The sequence below is a fragment of the Enterobacter sp. E1 genome, from assembly GCF_016809815.1.
Classification (GTDB): Bacteria; Pseudomonadota; Gammaproteobacteria; order Enterobacterales; family Enterobacteriaceae; genus Enterobacter; species Enterobacter adelaidei.
This window is the reverse complement of record NZ_JAFBJM010000010.1, coordinates 16,237-30,373: the sequence shown is the minus strand read 5'-3', so window position 1 is coordinate 30,373 and position 14,137 is coordinate 16,237. Positions and strand designations below refer to the sequence as shown.

The 14,137-nt window shown below is 54.9% G+C and carries 13 protein-coding genes and 1 pseudogene; 5 read left to right on the top strand and 9 right to left on the bottom strand.

What is annotated here, in order from left to right:
- The first annotated feature begins 148 nt into the window (after positions 1-148).
- Complete coding sequence (gene glyQ / locus JGF26_RS19210) at positions 149-1,060, top strand: glycine--tRNA ligase subunit alpha (RefSeq protein ID WP_003860141.1); 912 nt, start codon at positions 149-151, stop codon at positions 1,058-1,060.
- A gap of 9 nt (positions 1,061-1,069) precedes the next feature.
- The gene (glyS, locus tag JGF26_RS19205) at positions 1,070-3,139 is read left to right on the top strand and encodes a glycine--tRNA ligase subunit beta (protein ID WP_028018257.1); all 2,070 of its coding nucleotides are present in this window, start codon (positions 1,070-1,072) and stop codon (positions 3,137-3,139) included.
- 93 nt (positions 3,140-3,232) lie between these two features.
- Here glyS and JGF26_RS19200 read toward each other — a convergent pair whose 3' ends face one another.
- Entirely contained in the window at positions 3,233-3,682 is a 450-nt protein-coding gene (locus JGF26_RS19200) for a hypothetical protein (RefSeq protein ID WP_128348608.1), read from the bottom strand.
- Positions 3,649-3,795 (bottom strand): annotated as a pseudogene (locus JGF26_RS22585) (HAD family hydrolase); the annotation flags it as partial. The gene JGF26_RS19200 and the pseudogene JGF26_RS22585, both read right to left, overlap by 34 nt.
- 797 nt (positions 3,796-4,592) lie before the next feature.
- Between JGF26_RS22585 and JGF26_RS19190 the strand changes: the two are divergent.
- Positions 4,593-6,212 (top strand): ABC-F family ATP-binding cassette domain-containing protein, encoded by a 1,620-nt coding sequence (locus JGF26_RS19190; protein ID WP_134708555.1) that lies wholly within the window; start codon positions 4,593-4,595, stop codon positions 6,210-6,212.
- A gap of 38 nt (positions 6,213-6,250) precedes the next feature.
- On the opposite strand, the gene JGF26_RS19185 is transcribed toward JGF26_RS19190, so the two are convergent.
- Positions 6,251-6,538: an HTH-type transcriptional regulator gene (locus JGF26_RS19185; RefSeq protein WP_028018260.1), complete on the bottom strand. Its 288-nt coding sequence runs from the start codon at positions 6,536-6,538 to the stop codon at positions 6,251-6,253.
- A gap of 330 nt (positions 6,539-6,868) precedes the next feature.
- Here JGF26_RS19185 and JGF26_RS19180 point away from each other — a divergent pair, with 330 nt between their 5' ends.
- Both JGF26_RS19180 and cspA read left to right on the top strand, forming a co-directional pair.
- A complete protein-coding gene (locus tag JGF26_RS19180) occupies positions 6,869-7,579 on the top strand; it encodes a DUF3053 domain-containing protein (RefSeq protein ID WP_028018261.1) in 711 nt (236 codons plus the stop codon).
- A gap of 246 nt (positions 7,580-7,825) precedes the next feature.
- A complete protein-coding gene (gene cspA / locus JGF26_RS19175; protein ID WP_003860775.1) occupies positions 7,826-8,038 on the top strand; it encodes an RNA chaperone/antiterminator CspA in 213 nt (70 codons plus the stop codon).
- 58 nt (positions 8,039-8,096) lie between these two features.
- Here the strand turns inward: cspA and ghrB are convergent, their stop codons facing one another.
- The 6 genes from ghrB to JGF26_RS19145 form a co-directional block, all read right to left on the bottom strand.
- Entirely contained in the window at positions 8,097-9,071 is a 975-nt protein-coding gene (gene ghrB / locus JGF26_RS19170; protein ID WP_134708554.1) for a glyoxylate/hydroxypyruvate reductase GhrB, read from the bottom strand.
- A gap of 26 nt (positions 9,072-9,097) precedes the next feature.
- A complete protein-coding gene (locus tag JGF26_RS19165; RefSeq protein ID WP_028018263.1) occupies positions 9,098-10,378 on the bottom strand; it encodes an MFS transporter in 1,281 nt (426 codons plus the stop codon).
- A gap of 82 nt (positions 10,379-10,460) precedes the next feature.
- Positions 10,461-11,399, bottom strand: a complete 939-nt coding sequence (locus JGF26_RS19160; RefSeq protein WP_128348611.1) for a sugar kinase — start codon at positions 11,397-11,399, stop codon at positions 10,461-10,463.
- A gap of 3 nt (positions 11,400-11,402) precedes the next feature.
- Positions 11,403-12,152, bottom strand: a complete 750-nt coding sequence (locus JGF26_RS19155) for a sugar phosphate isomerase/epimerase (RefSeq protein WP_134708553.1) — start codon at positions 12,150-12,152, stop codon at positions 11,403-11,405.
- Between the two features lie 103 nt (positions 12,153-12,255).
- The gene (locus JGF26_RS19150) at positions 12,256-13,272 is read right to left on the bottom strand and encodes a LacI family DNA-binding transcriptional regulator (protein ID WP_049006066.1); all 1,017 of its coding nucleotides are present in this window, start codon (positions 13,270-13,272) and stop codon (positions 12,256-12,258) included.
- A 97-nt stretch (positions 13,273-13,369) separates the two neighbouring features.
- Complete coding sequence (locus tag JGF26_RS19145; RefSeq protein ID WP_028018267.1) at positions 13,370-14,032, bottom strand: OmpA family lipoprotein; 663 nt, start codon at positions 14,030-14,032, stop codon at positions 13,370-13,372.
- Positions 14,033-14,137 lie beyond the last annotated feature (105 nt).

Genomic DNA, 14,137 nt, shown 5'->3' with positions numbered 1-14,137 from the left:
ATCTACAGCCAGACGCCATCAGCGCTCTGGCTTGACGGCTTATTTCCCAATTTTCCCTAAACAAACCCGTTTCATACTGTATATCTTGCAGCCAGCGGGTATACTGGTCCCTTCCATTTAAAACCACACGTATCCAGCACGAAATACTATGCAAAAGTTTGATACCAAGACCTTCCAGGGCCTGATCCTGACCTTACAGGATTACTGGGCTCGTCAGGGCTGTACCATTGTTCAACCTTTGGACATGGAAGTCGGCGCAGGCACTTCACACCCGATGACCAGCTTACGCGCGTTGGGGCCGGAGCCAATGGCGACCGCGTATGTGCAGCCTTCCCGTCGTCCGACCGATGGTCGCTACGGTGAGAACCCGAACCGTCTGCAGCATTACTATCAGTTCCAGGTGGTGATTAAGCCATCACCAGACAATATTCAGGAACTGTACCTCGGGTCACTGAAAGAGCTGGGTATGGATCCAACCATTCACGACATTCGTTTCGTGGAAGACAACTGGGAAAACCCAACGCTGGGTGCCTGGGGTCTGGGTTGGGAAGTGTGGCTGAACGGTATGGAAGTGACCCAGTTCACCTACTTCCAGCAGGTTGGTGGTCTGGAATGTAAACCGATTACCGGTGAAATCACTTACGGTCTGGAACGTCTGGCCATGTATATTCAGGGCGTAGACAGCGTTTACGACCTGGTCTGGAGCGACGGCCCGCTGGGTAAAACCACCTACGGCGACGTGTTCCATCAGAACGAAGTGGAGCAATCCACCTATAACTTCGAATACGCAGACGTGGACTTCCTGTTCACCTGCTTCGAGCAGTACGAGAAAGAAGCGCAGCAGTTGCTGGCGCTGGAGACTCCGCTGCCGCTGCCTGCTTACGAGCGTATTCTGAAGGCCGCCCACAGCTTCAACCTGCTGGACGCCCGCAAAGCCATCTCCGTGACTGAACGTCAGCGCTACATTCTGCGTATTCGTACCCTGACCAAAGCCGTTGCAGAAGCTTACTATGCGTCCCGTGAAGCCCTTGGCTTCCCGATGTGCAATCGAAACAAATAAGAGGCGGCCATGTCTGAGAAAACTTTCCTGGTGGAAATCGGCACTGAAGAGCTGCCACCAAAAGCCCTGCGCAGCCTGGCTGAATCTTTTGCTGCGAACGTGACTGCCGAGCTGGATAACGCTGGCCTGGCACACGGTAAAATTGAGTGGTTTGCTGCACCGCGTCGTCTGGCGCTGAAAGTGGCAAATCTGGCGGCGTCTCAGCCGGATCGCGAAGTCGAAAAACGTGGCCCGGCCATTGCCCAGGCGTTTGACGCCGAAGGCAAGCCGAGTAAAGCGGCTGAAGGTTGGGCGCGTGGTTGCGGTATTACCGTTGACCAGGCTGAGCGTCTGACCACCGACAAAGGTGAGTGGTTGCTGTACCGTGCGCATGTGAAAGGTGAAAGCGCAGAAGCGCTGCTGCCTGACATGATTGCCACTTCCCTGGCCAAGCTGCCTATTCCAAAACTGATGCGCTGGGGTGCGTCTGACGTGCACTTCGTGCGTCCGGTTCACACCGTGACCCTGCTGTTGGGCGATACCGTTGTTCCTGCCACCATTCTGGGCGTGGCGTCCGATCGCGTGATCCGTGGCCACCGCTTTATGGGCGAGCCTGAGTTCACCATCGACAACGCCGATCAGTACCCAGAGATCCTGCTGGAACGCGGTAAAGTCATTGCTGACTACGAACAGCGTAAAGCCAAAATCAAAGCGGACGCGGAAGACGCGGCGCGCAAGATTGGCGGTAAAGCCGATCTGAGCGACAGCCTGCTGGAAGAAGTGACTTCACTGGTGGAATGGCCGGTTGTACTGACCGCGAAATTCGAAGAGAAATTCCTGGCCGTTCCGGCTGAAGCACTGGTGTACACCATGAAGGGTGACCAGAAGTACTTCCCGGTTTATGCCAACGACGGCAAACTGCTGCCAAACTTCATCTTCGTTGCCAATATCGAATCCAAAGATCCGATCCAGATTATCTCGGGTAACGAGAAAGTGGTTCGTCCACGTCTTGCGGATGCGGAGTTCTTCTTCAACACCGACCGTAAAAAACGTCTGGAAGATCATCTCCCGCGTCTGCAGACCGTGCTGTTCCAACAACAGCTGGGTACGCTGCGTGACAAAACTGACCGTATCGCGGAGCTGTCTGGCTGGATCGCGCGTGAAATTGGTGCGGACGTAAACCACGCCACTCGTGCTGGCCTGCTGTCCAAGTGTGACCTGATGACCAACATGGTGTTCGAGTTTACCGACACCCAGGGTGTGATGGGCATGCACTACGCGCGTCACGATGGCGAAGCGGAAGATGTGGCAGTTGCCCTGAACGAGCAGTATCAGCCGCGCTTTGCGGGTGACGAACTGCCGTCTAACCCGGTGGCTTGCGCCGTCGCGATTGCCGATAAGATGGACACCCTGGCGGGTATCTTTGGCATTGGTCAGCATCCGAAAGGCGATAAAGACCCGTTCGCGCTGCGTCGTGCTGCACTGGGCGTGCTGCGTATCATCGTTGAGAAGAACCTGAACCTGGATCTGCAGACCCTGACTGAAGAAGCGGTGCGTCTGTATGGTGACAAGCTGACCAACGCGAAAGTCGTGGATGACGTGATCGACTTTATGCTCGGTCGTTTCCGCGCGTGGTATCAGGACGAAGGTTACACCGTCGATACCATTCAGGCGGTACTGGCGCGTCGTCCAACTCGTCCGGCCGATTTCGATGCACGTATGAAGGCGGTGTCCCACTTCCGTACGCTGGAAGCGGCATCAGCCCTGGCGGCGGCCAACAAGCGTGTATCCAACATTCTGGCTAAGTCTGATGAAACGTTGAACGAGCGCGTGAACGCCGCGACACTGAAAGAGCCGGAAGAGATCGCTCTGGCAATGCAGGTTGTGGTGCTGCGTGACAAGCTCGAGCCGTTCTTCGCCGAAGGTCGCTATCAGGAAGCGCTGGTAGAACTGGCGGAACTGCGTGACGTTATCGACGCCTTCTTCGAGAAAGTGATGGTGAACGTAGAAGATAAAGAACTGCGTATTAACCGTCTCTCTATGCTCGAAAAACTGCGCGAGCTGTTCCTGCGCGTGGCGGATATTTCGCTGCTGCAGTAATGTGCCCGTTGCTACAAATGCTAAAAACCCGCTTCGGCGGGTTTTTTTATGGGGCTTTTGTAGGCCGGATAAGCGTAGCGTCATCCGGCAGGTTTAGCCGATCGCGATTGTGCCTTCGTCTGTCTGCAGCCAGCGCGGTGCCTTCAGCGTATCGGCAAAGTAGCTGACCAGCTCGCACAGCAAATCTTCCATAACGATTTCAGATTGTCGCGGCAGTGTGCCGTTCATCAGCAACTGCGTAATCTCCTGACAGTAGCGCCCCAGCTGATCGCTCTCGGGTTCGAAAGCTGGAACGCGTGACGGGAGTTCCTTCACGGTCAGGCTGGCTTTTAAAGCGTCCGGAACAGGATCCAGAAGCGTGGGTTGCAGAAGATTCAGGCAGGCATAGAGTCTGCCGTAAAGCGCCATTTTTGGGGTGGGTTCTTCGCAATCTACCAGTGCGTCGGTAAAACGTTCGCAGTTATCCGCCAGTTCGGTGAATTCGGTGGCGTGGTTGAAGGGCAGAGTGATTAAAGAATGAACTTGGGTTGGGGTAGTAGCCATATTGGCAGCCTCCGATAAGTGATAAAGCTTCCACCATCGGAAATGCTAATTTCGCTGGTGGTGGACTGAACAGAGTTAGCATTACCGGCCTTATCGGATACCGGCGCATCTTTCGATGCCCCTGCTCAGCCCACCATTGAGATGTAGCAAAGCATGCTGCACAAAATGTGCCGCCGATAAGATAAGCCAGGATGCTAAACCCGGCACCTGATTTTGCAGGTGCGAAGAGAACTTACTGCTCATCAAAACAGGCGGCAACAGATTTGAGCTATACCACTGAGGATATTACCATTTCTGGAAAGAGACTCGCAAAATTACCGCAATGAAAAGCATACTGCGGGCAGAGGTCTTACAGCGACGCTATGGTCCGGCTGTAAATCGCTGAGGCGTTTCCTGTAGGCCGGGGCGAGGCGCATGGATGCGCCGAGAGGGCGGGCTTTACAGGGATGTTACCTCCGCCCGTCCCCGATAAGCCGGAAGGAATAAGCCGAAGGTACCGCGTAGCGGCGATTTACCGCCGGGAGCCCGGGTAGCCAGGGTGGTGGCGACTGAGCCACCCTGGCACGTTCACGGGTATTGTCGTTACAGAGTAGCAAGGAACATAAAGTGAACGGAATGACCACCAGAGCCATATGCTCCCCCTCACCCTAACCCTCTCCCCAAAGGGGCGAGGGGATTGTTCACTGCTCGCATTAATTTGTGGGGATCCCTCAGCCCAAAGGGAGAGGGAGTATAAGTCGTCCAAAATTTAACCTTGAAATGTTCAACGCATTCCCGCTATCCTTGTCCCCGTTAAATTTCTCCCTCAGGAGCGCCCCCCAAAAATGAACAAACACGACTGATGAATTTCGATCCTTGCTAAACGCCACCGCGTCGGCAGGGGATGTTTTGATTTCATTCAGGAGTGCTTATGGCTCATTTTGCGCAGTCCCCTTCTTTTATTTTGCATCAGGTCACCTGTCAGTTTGCGACGGGCGATACCCTTTTTGGTCCGCTGAATTTTTCTCTGGAACCGTCTTTGTGCGCACTGGTTGGCCGCAACGGCAGCGGGAAAACGCGTCTGCTGCGCTTGCTTGCAGGGCTTGATGAGCCCGCAAGCGGGCATATCGAACGTACAGGAACACGCGTCTATGTGGCTCAACAGCAGGATATTTTGCCGCATACTACGCTGGCTGAGCTGCTCGGATACGAGGCAATCTTCGCGGCGCGATCGCGTATCGACAGCGGGGACTATCAGCCTGAAGATCTGGAAATGCTCGACGGGAACTGGGATTTAGCAGAACGCCTGAGCGAGGCGTTTATCCATGCGAAATTGCCACCGTTTGACCCCGATAAAATAGCCAGCGAATTCAGCGGCGGTGAGCGCATTCGCGCCCTGCTGTGCGGCGCATTCACAGCACAAGCAGATTATCTGTTGCTGGACGAACCCACCAACCATCTTGATCGACAAGGCCGGACGTGGCTCTACGACCGGCTCAGTTGTTTTCAGGGTGGCGTGCTGGTGGCCTCCCATGACCGCGAACTTCTGGAGCAGGTGCCGCGTATCCTTGAACTGAGCGCCTCGGGTCTGCGCAGCTACGGCGGGAATTACGCGGATTATATCCATCAGCGGGATTTAGAACAGCAGGCGGCCCGTGCGGCGCTGGAACATGCGGCGACGGAGCGAAAACGCACCCGAGCGCGAATGCAAAAAGAGCATGACGACAGCCAGCGGCGTTCGGCAAAGACATTGCGCACCGTCGATACCCTGAATATCGCGTCGTTCGAGCGGGTCAAATATAAAGGCGCGGCAAAGGAGCGGATCGGCTCCTGGAAAAAACAGCACAGCGATCAAAATGAAGCCCTGAACACCGCGGTGAACAAGGCTCGCGAACGGGTTGAAGCGGATAATCCGGTGATGTTTACCTTGCCTGGAAGTCAGATTCCCGAAGGGAAACAGGTGCTGGTTCTGGAGGATCTTGTGTTGCCGCATGTGAATATCTCACCGCTCAACTGGCGAATGGCCGGACCGATGCGCGTGGCATTGAAGGGACCGAACGGCTGCGGAAAGTCGACATTGTTAAAAGCGATCCTCGGTGAAAATACCCCTCGTTCCGGTGCCTGTAAGGTATCTGTAAGCTGTGCTTATCTCGACCAGCATCTGTCTCAGCTCGATCTTTCGCAGTCGGTCATGACGCATCTCAATCTGGGGAATACACCGCTGGATGAGGGCGTGATACGAACCCGTTTAGCCCAGCTTCAACTGGGTGCCGACAAGGTCACGCTCCCGCTGGCAGAGTTGAGCGGCGGCGAACGTCTTAAGGCTGCCCTGGCCTGCGTACTGTGGCGCGCGGATGCCACGCAGCTCCTGCTGCTGGATGAACCGACCAACCATCTGGATCTTGCATCAGTCCAGGCGATTGAATCGGCACTGGCTGGCTTCCCCGGTGCGCTGCTGGTGGTGTCACACGATGAGGCATTTTTAAAAGGGTTAATGTTGACGCATGAGCTGGTGTGGGAAGAGGAGGGTTGGCGCTGTGAAAGTCTTTAAACACAAGCCCCCGCAGAGGCGGGGGCATTCGAACGTTATTACGCTATCTGTTTGCTGAATGCAGGGCTGGCCTGAATCAGGCGCATCAGCTTTAACTCGGTTGGCGTGGGTTTTTCACGTTTTGACTCCCACTCCTGTACCATCGCCACGCTGACACCCATTGCTCTGGCGAATTCTTCGGTTTTCAGTCCTGTCCCTTTGCGCAATTGCTCATATTCTGTAAAGGGATTGGACTTTTGTTGCAGGGTAATCGTCTGCGGTACATCTTTAAAAATAATCTGTTCCAGACTGCTCAGCAGCTCAAACTCAGGATCTTTATATTCCATTGAGAACTCCTCTTAAATCACACATCGGGATCAAGAACATCAGAGAGCCAATTAAGGATAGTCTCTAATACAAACGAGGGATCGTCATGGTTGTGATTAATCGTGCGGAAAAGATTGCTTTGCCCGTATCAACGATATGGATAGTTATGCTAATTACCTGATTACTCATATGTCGGCGTCGTCAGGCATTTTTTGTAAAGGCTAAGAAATAAAACGGCAATAGCCGTTTTGATTGAAAAGAGTATCTTGCAAGGCTGACCTGGACTATCCTTGTCAGCGTTGGGCACGCGTGTGCCGGTGTGCGCTTTTTTGGGTGAAAGGAGTAATAAAATGGCGACAGGAAAGTCCTGCTCTCGCTGGTTTGCGCCTATTGCGGCGTTGTTGATGGTTGTTAGCCTGAGTGGGTGTTTTGATAAAGAAGGCGATCAGCGCAAAGCGTTTATCGATTTTCTGCAGAATACAGTGATGCGCAGCGGCGAGCGGTTGCCGACGCTGACTGCGGATCAGAAAAAACAGTTTGGCCCCTTCGTGTCCGATTACGCCATTCTTTACGGTTATTCACAGCAGGTGAGCCAGGCGATGGATTCCGGTATTCGTCCAGTGGTGGATAGCGTGAACGCCATCCGCGTGCCACAGGATTATATGACCCAGCGTGAACCGCTGCGCCAGTCCAACGGTGCACTCGGCGTGCTGAGCCAGCAGCTGCAGAATGCGAAAATGCAGGCTGATGCGTCACGTTCAGCGCTGAAGCAGGGCGACGATCTCAAACCGGTCTTCGACAAAGTGTATGAGAAAGTGGTGACGAAACCTTCTGAAGCGCTGCAGCCGTTGATTCCGGCCGCACAAATTTTCACGCAGCAGTTGGTACAGGTGGGTGACTTCATCTCCCAGCAGAATACGCAGGTGAGCTTTGTCGCTAACGGTATTCAGTTCCCAACCTCGCAGCAGGCAAGTCAGTACAATACGCTGATTGGGCCGCTGGCCTCCCAACATCAGGCCTTTAGTCAGGCGTGGACTGCAGCGGTCACCGCCACAGAATAAACTGAAAAACCCCGCCTCAGGCGGGGTTTTTTTATTCCTGATTAAAATAACGCTTGTCATTCCTCTGGCACATCGGTATAACTATTCCCGTCGGTTTGTTACACAGACCTAAAGCAGTTTAGTAAAGCAGTCCAGATTGTTATCCATAGATACCCTTCGTAGTGACCCTTCCTTCATCGCTTAAAAATCTGTAACGCAATCCATCAAGCCGGAAGGCACAATATATTTGTTAATAAGGTAATTTCTATGTCTGCTAAAATGACTGGTCTGGTAAAATGGTTCAACGCTGATAAAGGTTTCGGCTTCATCACTCCTGACGATGGCTCTAAAGACGTGTTCGTACACTTCTCTGCTATCCAGAACGATGGCTACAAATCTCTGGACGAAGGTCAGAAAGTTTCCTTCACCATCGAAAGCGGCGCTAAAGGCCCAGCAGCTGGTAACGTTGTAAGCCTGTAAGCTTCCAACCCAGTAGCAAAGAATTTAAAAACCCGCCTTCTGGCGGGTTTTTTCGTTTCTACTGTTGTATCTGCGGGTTGACGCAGTTTAGCTCCACTTTTCCGCTAAGTGCGGCGATCAGGTTATCTACCGCCGTAGCCGCCATATTGTAGCGCGTTTCATGAGTGGCTGAGCCGATATGGGGCAGGGCAACCACGTTAGGCAGCGAAAGCAGGGGAGAATCCACCGGCAGCGGCTCCTGTTCAAATACGTCCAGACCTGCGGCATGGATCTCGCCGTTTTGCAGGGCTTCAATCAGCGCCTTCTCATCCACCACCGGGCCACGACCCGCGTTGATGAAAATGGCTGATTTCTTCATCTTCGCGAATTCCTCTTTGCCAATCAGATGATGCGTTTCTTCCGACAGCGGCAGGATCAGGCAAACATAATCGGCCTCCTGCAGCAACGTATCCAGCTCGCAATAGCGCGCGTTAAAGCGCTCTTCAGCTTCACTGTGATGGCGGCGCGCGTTATACAGAATCGGCATGTTAAAACCAAAATGTGCGCGCTGCGCCAGTGCCAGCCCGATACGTCCCATGCCAACAATGCCCAGCGTTTTACCGTGAACGTCCACGCCGAACCAGTCCGGACCAATGCTCTTTGTCCATTCGCCCGCTTTGACGCGTTCAGCCACTTCCACCACGCGACGGGCCGTGGTGAGTACCAGCGCCATCAGCGTGTCGGCCACGGTTTCCGTCAGGGCATGTGGCGTGTGCATCAACAGGATCTTGCGGGTGTTAAGAGCATCCACATCGAAGTTGTCGTAACCCACGGAAACGGTAGAGGTAGCACGAAGCTGCGGCATTTTTTCCAGCAGGGCGATATCCACTTTTTCGCTTGAACCCAGCAGGCCTTCGGCGCTGGCGAACGCTTCGGCGTGCTGTGCCACGGTCTCCGGGCTCAGGTTCTTCACCTGCGTGACGCTGAAGTGTTCTTCAAGACGTTTCTGCAGATCTTCCGGCAGGGCTTTATACAAAATGACGGACGGCTTCATGCTAATCTCCGTTGATTTCTAAGGATTCAGGCGTGGCGTGCGCCGACGGGGTGTTGTTGATTGTTAGCAGGCTTAACAATCAGAGTAAGCCACACGGAGGCGAAAAGCGCTACCCCCATAAAGATGTATGATGCGGATGGACTGCCCGTAGCACCGTTCAGATAACCGACAAACCAGGAGCCGCAGAACGAACCCAGCGCACCCATACTGTTAATCAGCGCCATCGCGCCACCTGCCACGTTACGCGGCAGCATTTCCGGAATGATGGCAAAGAACGGACCGTACGGGGCGTACATGGCTGCACCGGCAATGACCAGCAGAGCGTAAGAGGCCCAGAAGTGATTCGCACCTACGGCCCAGGAGCCAATGAAAGCAAAGGCAGCGATCAGCAGCAGCGGCCAGACAAACAGCTTACGGTTCTGCAGTTTATCCGATGCCCACGATGCGACGATCATGGCGATGGTTGCCGCCAGATACGGCACGGAAGAGAGCCAGCCTACCTCTACCATGCCGAGGTTTTCGCCACCGCTGCGGATAATCGACGGCAGCCACAGCACAAAGCCGTACACGCCAATACTCCAGGTAAAATATTGCGCACAAAGCAGGATCACGTTACGCGAGCGGAAGGCTTCACCATAGTTACGTACGGCCTTCAGACCTTGTTGTTCTTTATCCAGCTGTGCCTGCAGCGCCGCTTTTTCGTCTTCGGAAAGCCATTTCGCCTGAGCCGGCTTATCTTTCACCAGCACCCACCAGCAGAAGGCCCAGATAACCGCGGGTACCCCTTCGATGATAAACATTTCGCGCCAGCCGAAGGACTGGATCAGGTAGCCGGAAACTACCGACATCCACAGTACCGTGACCGGGTTACCGAGGATCAGGAAGGTATTCGCGCGGGAGCGTTCAGATTTAGTAAACCAGTTGCTGATGTAGATCAGCATCGCCGGCATGACGGCCGCCTCAACGACGCCGAGGATAAAGCGAATGGCGGCCAGGGCAGGAATATTGTTCACCACGCCGGTCAGTGATGCGCAGGCACCCCACAGGATCAGACAGATGAAGATCAGCTTACGCACGCTGCGGCGTTCGGCGTAGATAGCGCCGGGGATCTGGAAGAAGAAATAACCCAGGAAGAAAAGGGCACCCAGCAGGGAGGAGATACCTTTGGTGATCCCAAGGTCTTCGGTGATCCCCGCCGCGGACGCGAAACTGAAGTTGGCACGATCAAGGTACGCCAGGCTGTACGTGATAAACACAATTGGCATGATGTACCACCAGCGTTTCACTGCATTGGTCGAACTGTTCATAGGCTTGCCTCTGTTGTTGAGGTTGTTACCGCCGTTGTCTGTAGGGTACACGGTGGTTTGTTTTGTTGAGTGAGGGGAATGTTTATTCGTTAAGCTCTGCTCGGGTTGGTAATCCTTCGCTATCGCCTTGTACCTGAATAGCCAGCGAGCCTATCCTGTTGCCCCGCGCGACGGCTTGCTGCAGTGGTTTACCTTCCAGCAGAGCGCTAATGACTCCCACGGCAAAGCCATCGCCCGCGCCGACGGTGTCGACCACGTTTTCAACTTTTACCGCAGCGACCGCACCTTGTTCACCTTCGGCGGTTTTAAACCATGCGCCATCGGCACCGGTTTTCAGCACCACGGCTTTTACCCCTTTATTCAGGTAGAAGTCGGCAATGCCTTCTGGCGTGCTTTCACCGGTAAGGATCATCCCTTCTTTCACTCCCGGCAGAACCCAGTCAGCCTGGAATGCCAGATGGTTAAGTTTCTCAACCATTTCCGCTTCGCTTTTCCACAGCACCGGCCGCAGGTTAGGATCGAAAGAGATCGTTTTGCCCTGTGCCTTCATGGTAGATGCAGCATGATCCAGCAATGCGTATGAGCTGGCTGAGAGCGCTGCCGCCACGCCGCTCAGGTGCAAATGGCGTGCAGAGGCAAAATAGTCGGCGTGGTAATCTTCCACTGAGAGATGGCTTGCCGCCGACCCTTTACGGAAATACTCCACAATGGGATCGGTTCCATTTTCGACCTTAGATTTAAGCTGAAAGCCGGTCGCGAAGCGTCCGTCGAGCGTCACGCCTGCCGAATCAATCCCTTCTTTTTTCAACGAGTCGAGAACGAAATGACCAAAGCTATCGTCCCCTACGCGGCTGACCCAGCCCACGTTCAGGCCGAGACGCGCCAGGCCGGTCGCGACGTTCAGCTCTGCGCCAGCCACGCGTTTGATGAAATGCTCTACCGCGCTCAGCTCGCCGGTTTCGGTAGCGACAAACATCGCCATGGCCTCGCCGATCGTAATGACATCCAGCGTCTTGTGCATGGTTTACTCCTCGCGCAGCAGGTTGACGTAATGGCGGGTAACGGCGGTTAAATCCGTCCCTTCCAGCGGAAACTCGATACCTCGCGGGGCATCGGCGGGTAACTGGCAGAGCAGATCCAGCCAGCGCGCATCAGCACGATCCGGTGCCACGGCGCGGAAATTATCCTTATGCGGAACGGCGGCTTTAACGTGGATATAGCTCACAGCAGGGGCCAGATGACGGGCGGCTTCTTCAGGGGAGTCGCCGACCCATAGCCAGTTACCCATATCGAAGGTTAGCGTAACGGGCAGTGCCCTCTCCCGGCAGGCAGCTTTAAAGCGCTGCATTGGCGCAAGCTGGCCGCAGTCGGTCTGGTCGTTTTCCACCACCAGTGCCATGCCGCTTTTATTCAGCAGGTTCCGCAGGGCTTCAAGCGGCTGGGTGTCGCTGAAATACCCGAGTGAAACTTTCAGCCACAGCGCATTCAGGGTGCTGGCCTCGGAGAGATAGCGGGGCAGATCCGGGTTGAGGGTACCGTCAGGCATAAACAGGGCGGCGGGGGCGGAGTAACACGCCAGCAGGCCCAACAGTTCAATAGATTCACCCAGCGCAGGCAGTGCCAGTAACTCTTCGCTGTTGAACAGCTCGCGGCGGATCTCCACGCCGTCGGCACCTGCGCCCGCAATCACGGGAAGCATTGCCCGTTGACCGCCTGCCTGTCGCACCTGTTCCGCGCCGTACGCGGCGGTGACCACCATGATTTTCCTGCCCATCTTCGGACTCCATCGCAACATATCAATGTTATTACGCTAGATGGAACCGGTTCCAAAGGAAAGTTCAGGATGTCGAAATTATGATCGGTATCACAAGGGAAAATTAACGCGCGGTGGAGCCGCGAACGATCAGCTCGCCGGAGAAGACCTGCTCGCGTACGGCATCACTGGTGCCTTCAATACGACGAACCACTTGTTCTACAGCAGCATAGCCAATCTGCCAGGTGGGCTGTTTGAGGGTGGTGATACCGACGCCCGCCAGTTCTGCCCACTCCAGTTCATCGAACCCCAGCAGACCAATATCGCTGCCCCAGTGCAGGCCAATCCGCTTGAGCGAGCGGGCGACTTGCAGCGTCAGTGCCCCGTTGGCGGAGATGACGGCTTTGCGCATCCCACGATGCCGGGTGTGGAACTGGCGCAGGGTGTTGTCGAGTTGATCGGCTTCGTGTAATGGGGTTTCGGCATTTTCGGCGATCACGCCGGGATAACGCTCCAGAGTGGCGCGAAATGCGCTCAGACGCTCGCGACGCGTGTTAACCATTCCCAGTGGTTCGCTTAGAAACAGAATAGCTTCAAAACCCTGTTCGATCAGATGCTCGGTGGCGGTAGTGGCGGCCTGGGTGTTATCCAGCCCGACGACATCGCAGGCAAATTCAGGGATTTTACGGTCGATAAGAACCATGGGAAGAGACGATTGCTGCAGGCGGTTTAACCCCTCTTCACGCATGCCCACGGCGTTAACCACAATTCCTTCCACCTGGTAGCTACGCAGCAGATCGAGATAATGCAGTTCCTGGTCGACTTCGTTGTTGGTATTACAGACCAGCGGCGTAAAACCTTTCTCGCGACAGGCGGCTTCAATACCGCTCAGCACGTTTACGGAGTAGGGGTTGGTGATATCGGCGATGATAAGCCCGATAAGGCGGGTACGCCCCCGCTTGAGCCCGCGCGCCATGATGCTGGGGCGGTAATCGAGATCGGCAATGGCCTGTTCAATTCGAGCCAGCAGCGCATCGGACAACAGGTGTTTTTCGCCGTTGAGATAGCGCGAAATGCTGGTTTTACCGGTTTTGGCTGCTTTCGCCACGTCGCTGATGGTGGCCCGGGCTGGTTTGCTCATCGCTGATTTCCCTGAATTTAGTGAGAATACCTTAGCGGGAAAATCAACGATGGCAAGTGGTTCATACCCTCTCCTGCGGGGAGAGGGGGAAATGCGATTACTGCACAGGGCTTAACGTAATCTCAACGCGGCGGTTCTGCGCTTTGCCTTCCGCCGTGCTATTGCTGGCGATCGGGTTGGCAGGACCCATTCCGCTGGTGCGGATGCGGTTCGCTTCAACGCCCTGAGTGATCAGCGAGCTGGCCACGGAATCGGCGCGCTGTTGAGACAGACGCATGTTCAGATCCTGGCTACCGGTGCTGTCGGTGTAGCCAATCACGTTTACGGCGGTTTTGTTATACTCTTTCAGCACCATTGCCACACCAGTCAGGGTGTTCGCACCCGCAGGTTTCAGCGTTGCGCTGCTGCTGTCGAAGGTAACATTGTTCGGCATGTTCAGAATGATGTTGTCGCCACTACGCGTCACACTCACGCCGGTTCCCTTCATTTTGTCGCGGAGTTTCGCTTCCTGCACGTCCATGTAATAGCCGACGCCACCGCCCAATGCTGCTCCCGCCGCTGCACCAATCAGTGCGCCTTTACCACGGTCTTTCTTGGAGGAGGAGAGCGCGCCAACGCCAGCACCTACCAGCGAGCCTATCCCCGCGCCGATGCCGGATTTACCCGCCTGGCTTTCACCGGTGTAAGGGTTAGTTGTGCAGCCAGAAACAGCCAGTGCACCGCTCACCAGAGCGGCAATAACGAGTACGCGTTTTTTCATCTTCTTTCCTTAATCCTTTTTATTCTTTGCCACGGCGAGCGTGGCAGTTGATTATGACGTCCAGATACGGAGAAAATTCCGGGTATTACTCTGAAATTTGTGACA

Coding starts and splice junctions, on each gene's coding strand:
- glyQ (WP_003860141.1), top strand. CDS start 149: ATGCAAAAGTTTGATACCAAGACCTTCCAGGGCCTGATCCTGACCTTA.
- glyS (WP_028018257.1), top strand. CDS start 1,070: ATGTCTGAGAAAACTTTCCTGGTGGAAATCGGCACTGAAGAGCTGCCA.
- JGF26_RS19200 (WP_128348608.1), bottom strand. CDS start 3,682: ATGGCTACTACCCCAACCCAAGTTCATTCTTTAATCACTCTGCCCTTC.
- JGF26_RS19190 (WP_134708555.1), top strand. CDS start 4,593: ATGGCTCATTTTGCGCAGTCCCCTTCTTTTATTTTGCATCAGGTCACC.
- JGF26_RS19185 (WP_028018260.1), bottom strand. CDS start 6,538: ATGGAATATAAAGATCCTGAGTTTGAGCTGCTGAGCAGTCTGGAACAG.
- JGF26_RS19180 (WP_028018261.1), top strand. CDS start 6,869: ATGGCGACAGGAAAGTCCTGCTCTCGCTGGTTTGCGCCTATTGCGGCG.
- cspA (WP_003860775.1), top strand. CDS start 7,826: ATGTCTGCTAAAATGACTGGTCTGGTAAAATGGTTCAACGCTGATAAA.
- ghrB (WP_134708554.1), bottom strand. CDS start 9,071: ATGAAGCCGTCCGTCATTTTGTATAAAGCCCTGCCGGAAGATCTGCAG.
- JGF26_RS19165 (WP_028018263.1), bottom strand. CDS start 10,378: ATGAACAGTTCGACCAATGCAGTGAAACGCTGGTGGTACATCATGCCA.
- JGF26_RS19160 (WP_128348611.1), bottom strand. CDS start 11,399: ATGCACAAGACGCTGGATGTCATTACGATCGGCGAGGCCATGGCGATG.
- JGF26_RS19155 (WP_134708553.1), bottom strand. CDS start 12,152: ATGGGCAGGAAAATCATGGTGGTCACCGCCGCGTACGGCGCGGAACAG.
- JGF26_RS19150 (WP_049006066.1), bottom strand. CDS start 13,272: ATGAGCAAACCAGCCCGGGCCACCATCAGCGACGTGGCGAAAGCAGCC.
- JGF26_RS19145 (WP_028018267.1), bottom strand. CDS start 14,032: ATGAAAAAACGCGTACTCGTTATTGCCGCTCTGGTGAGCGGTGCACTG.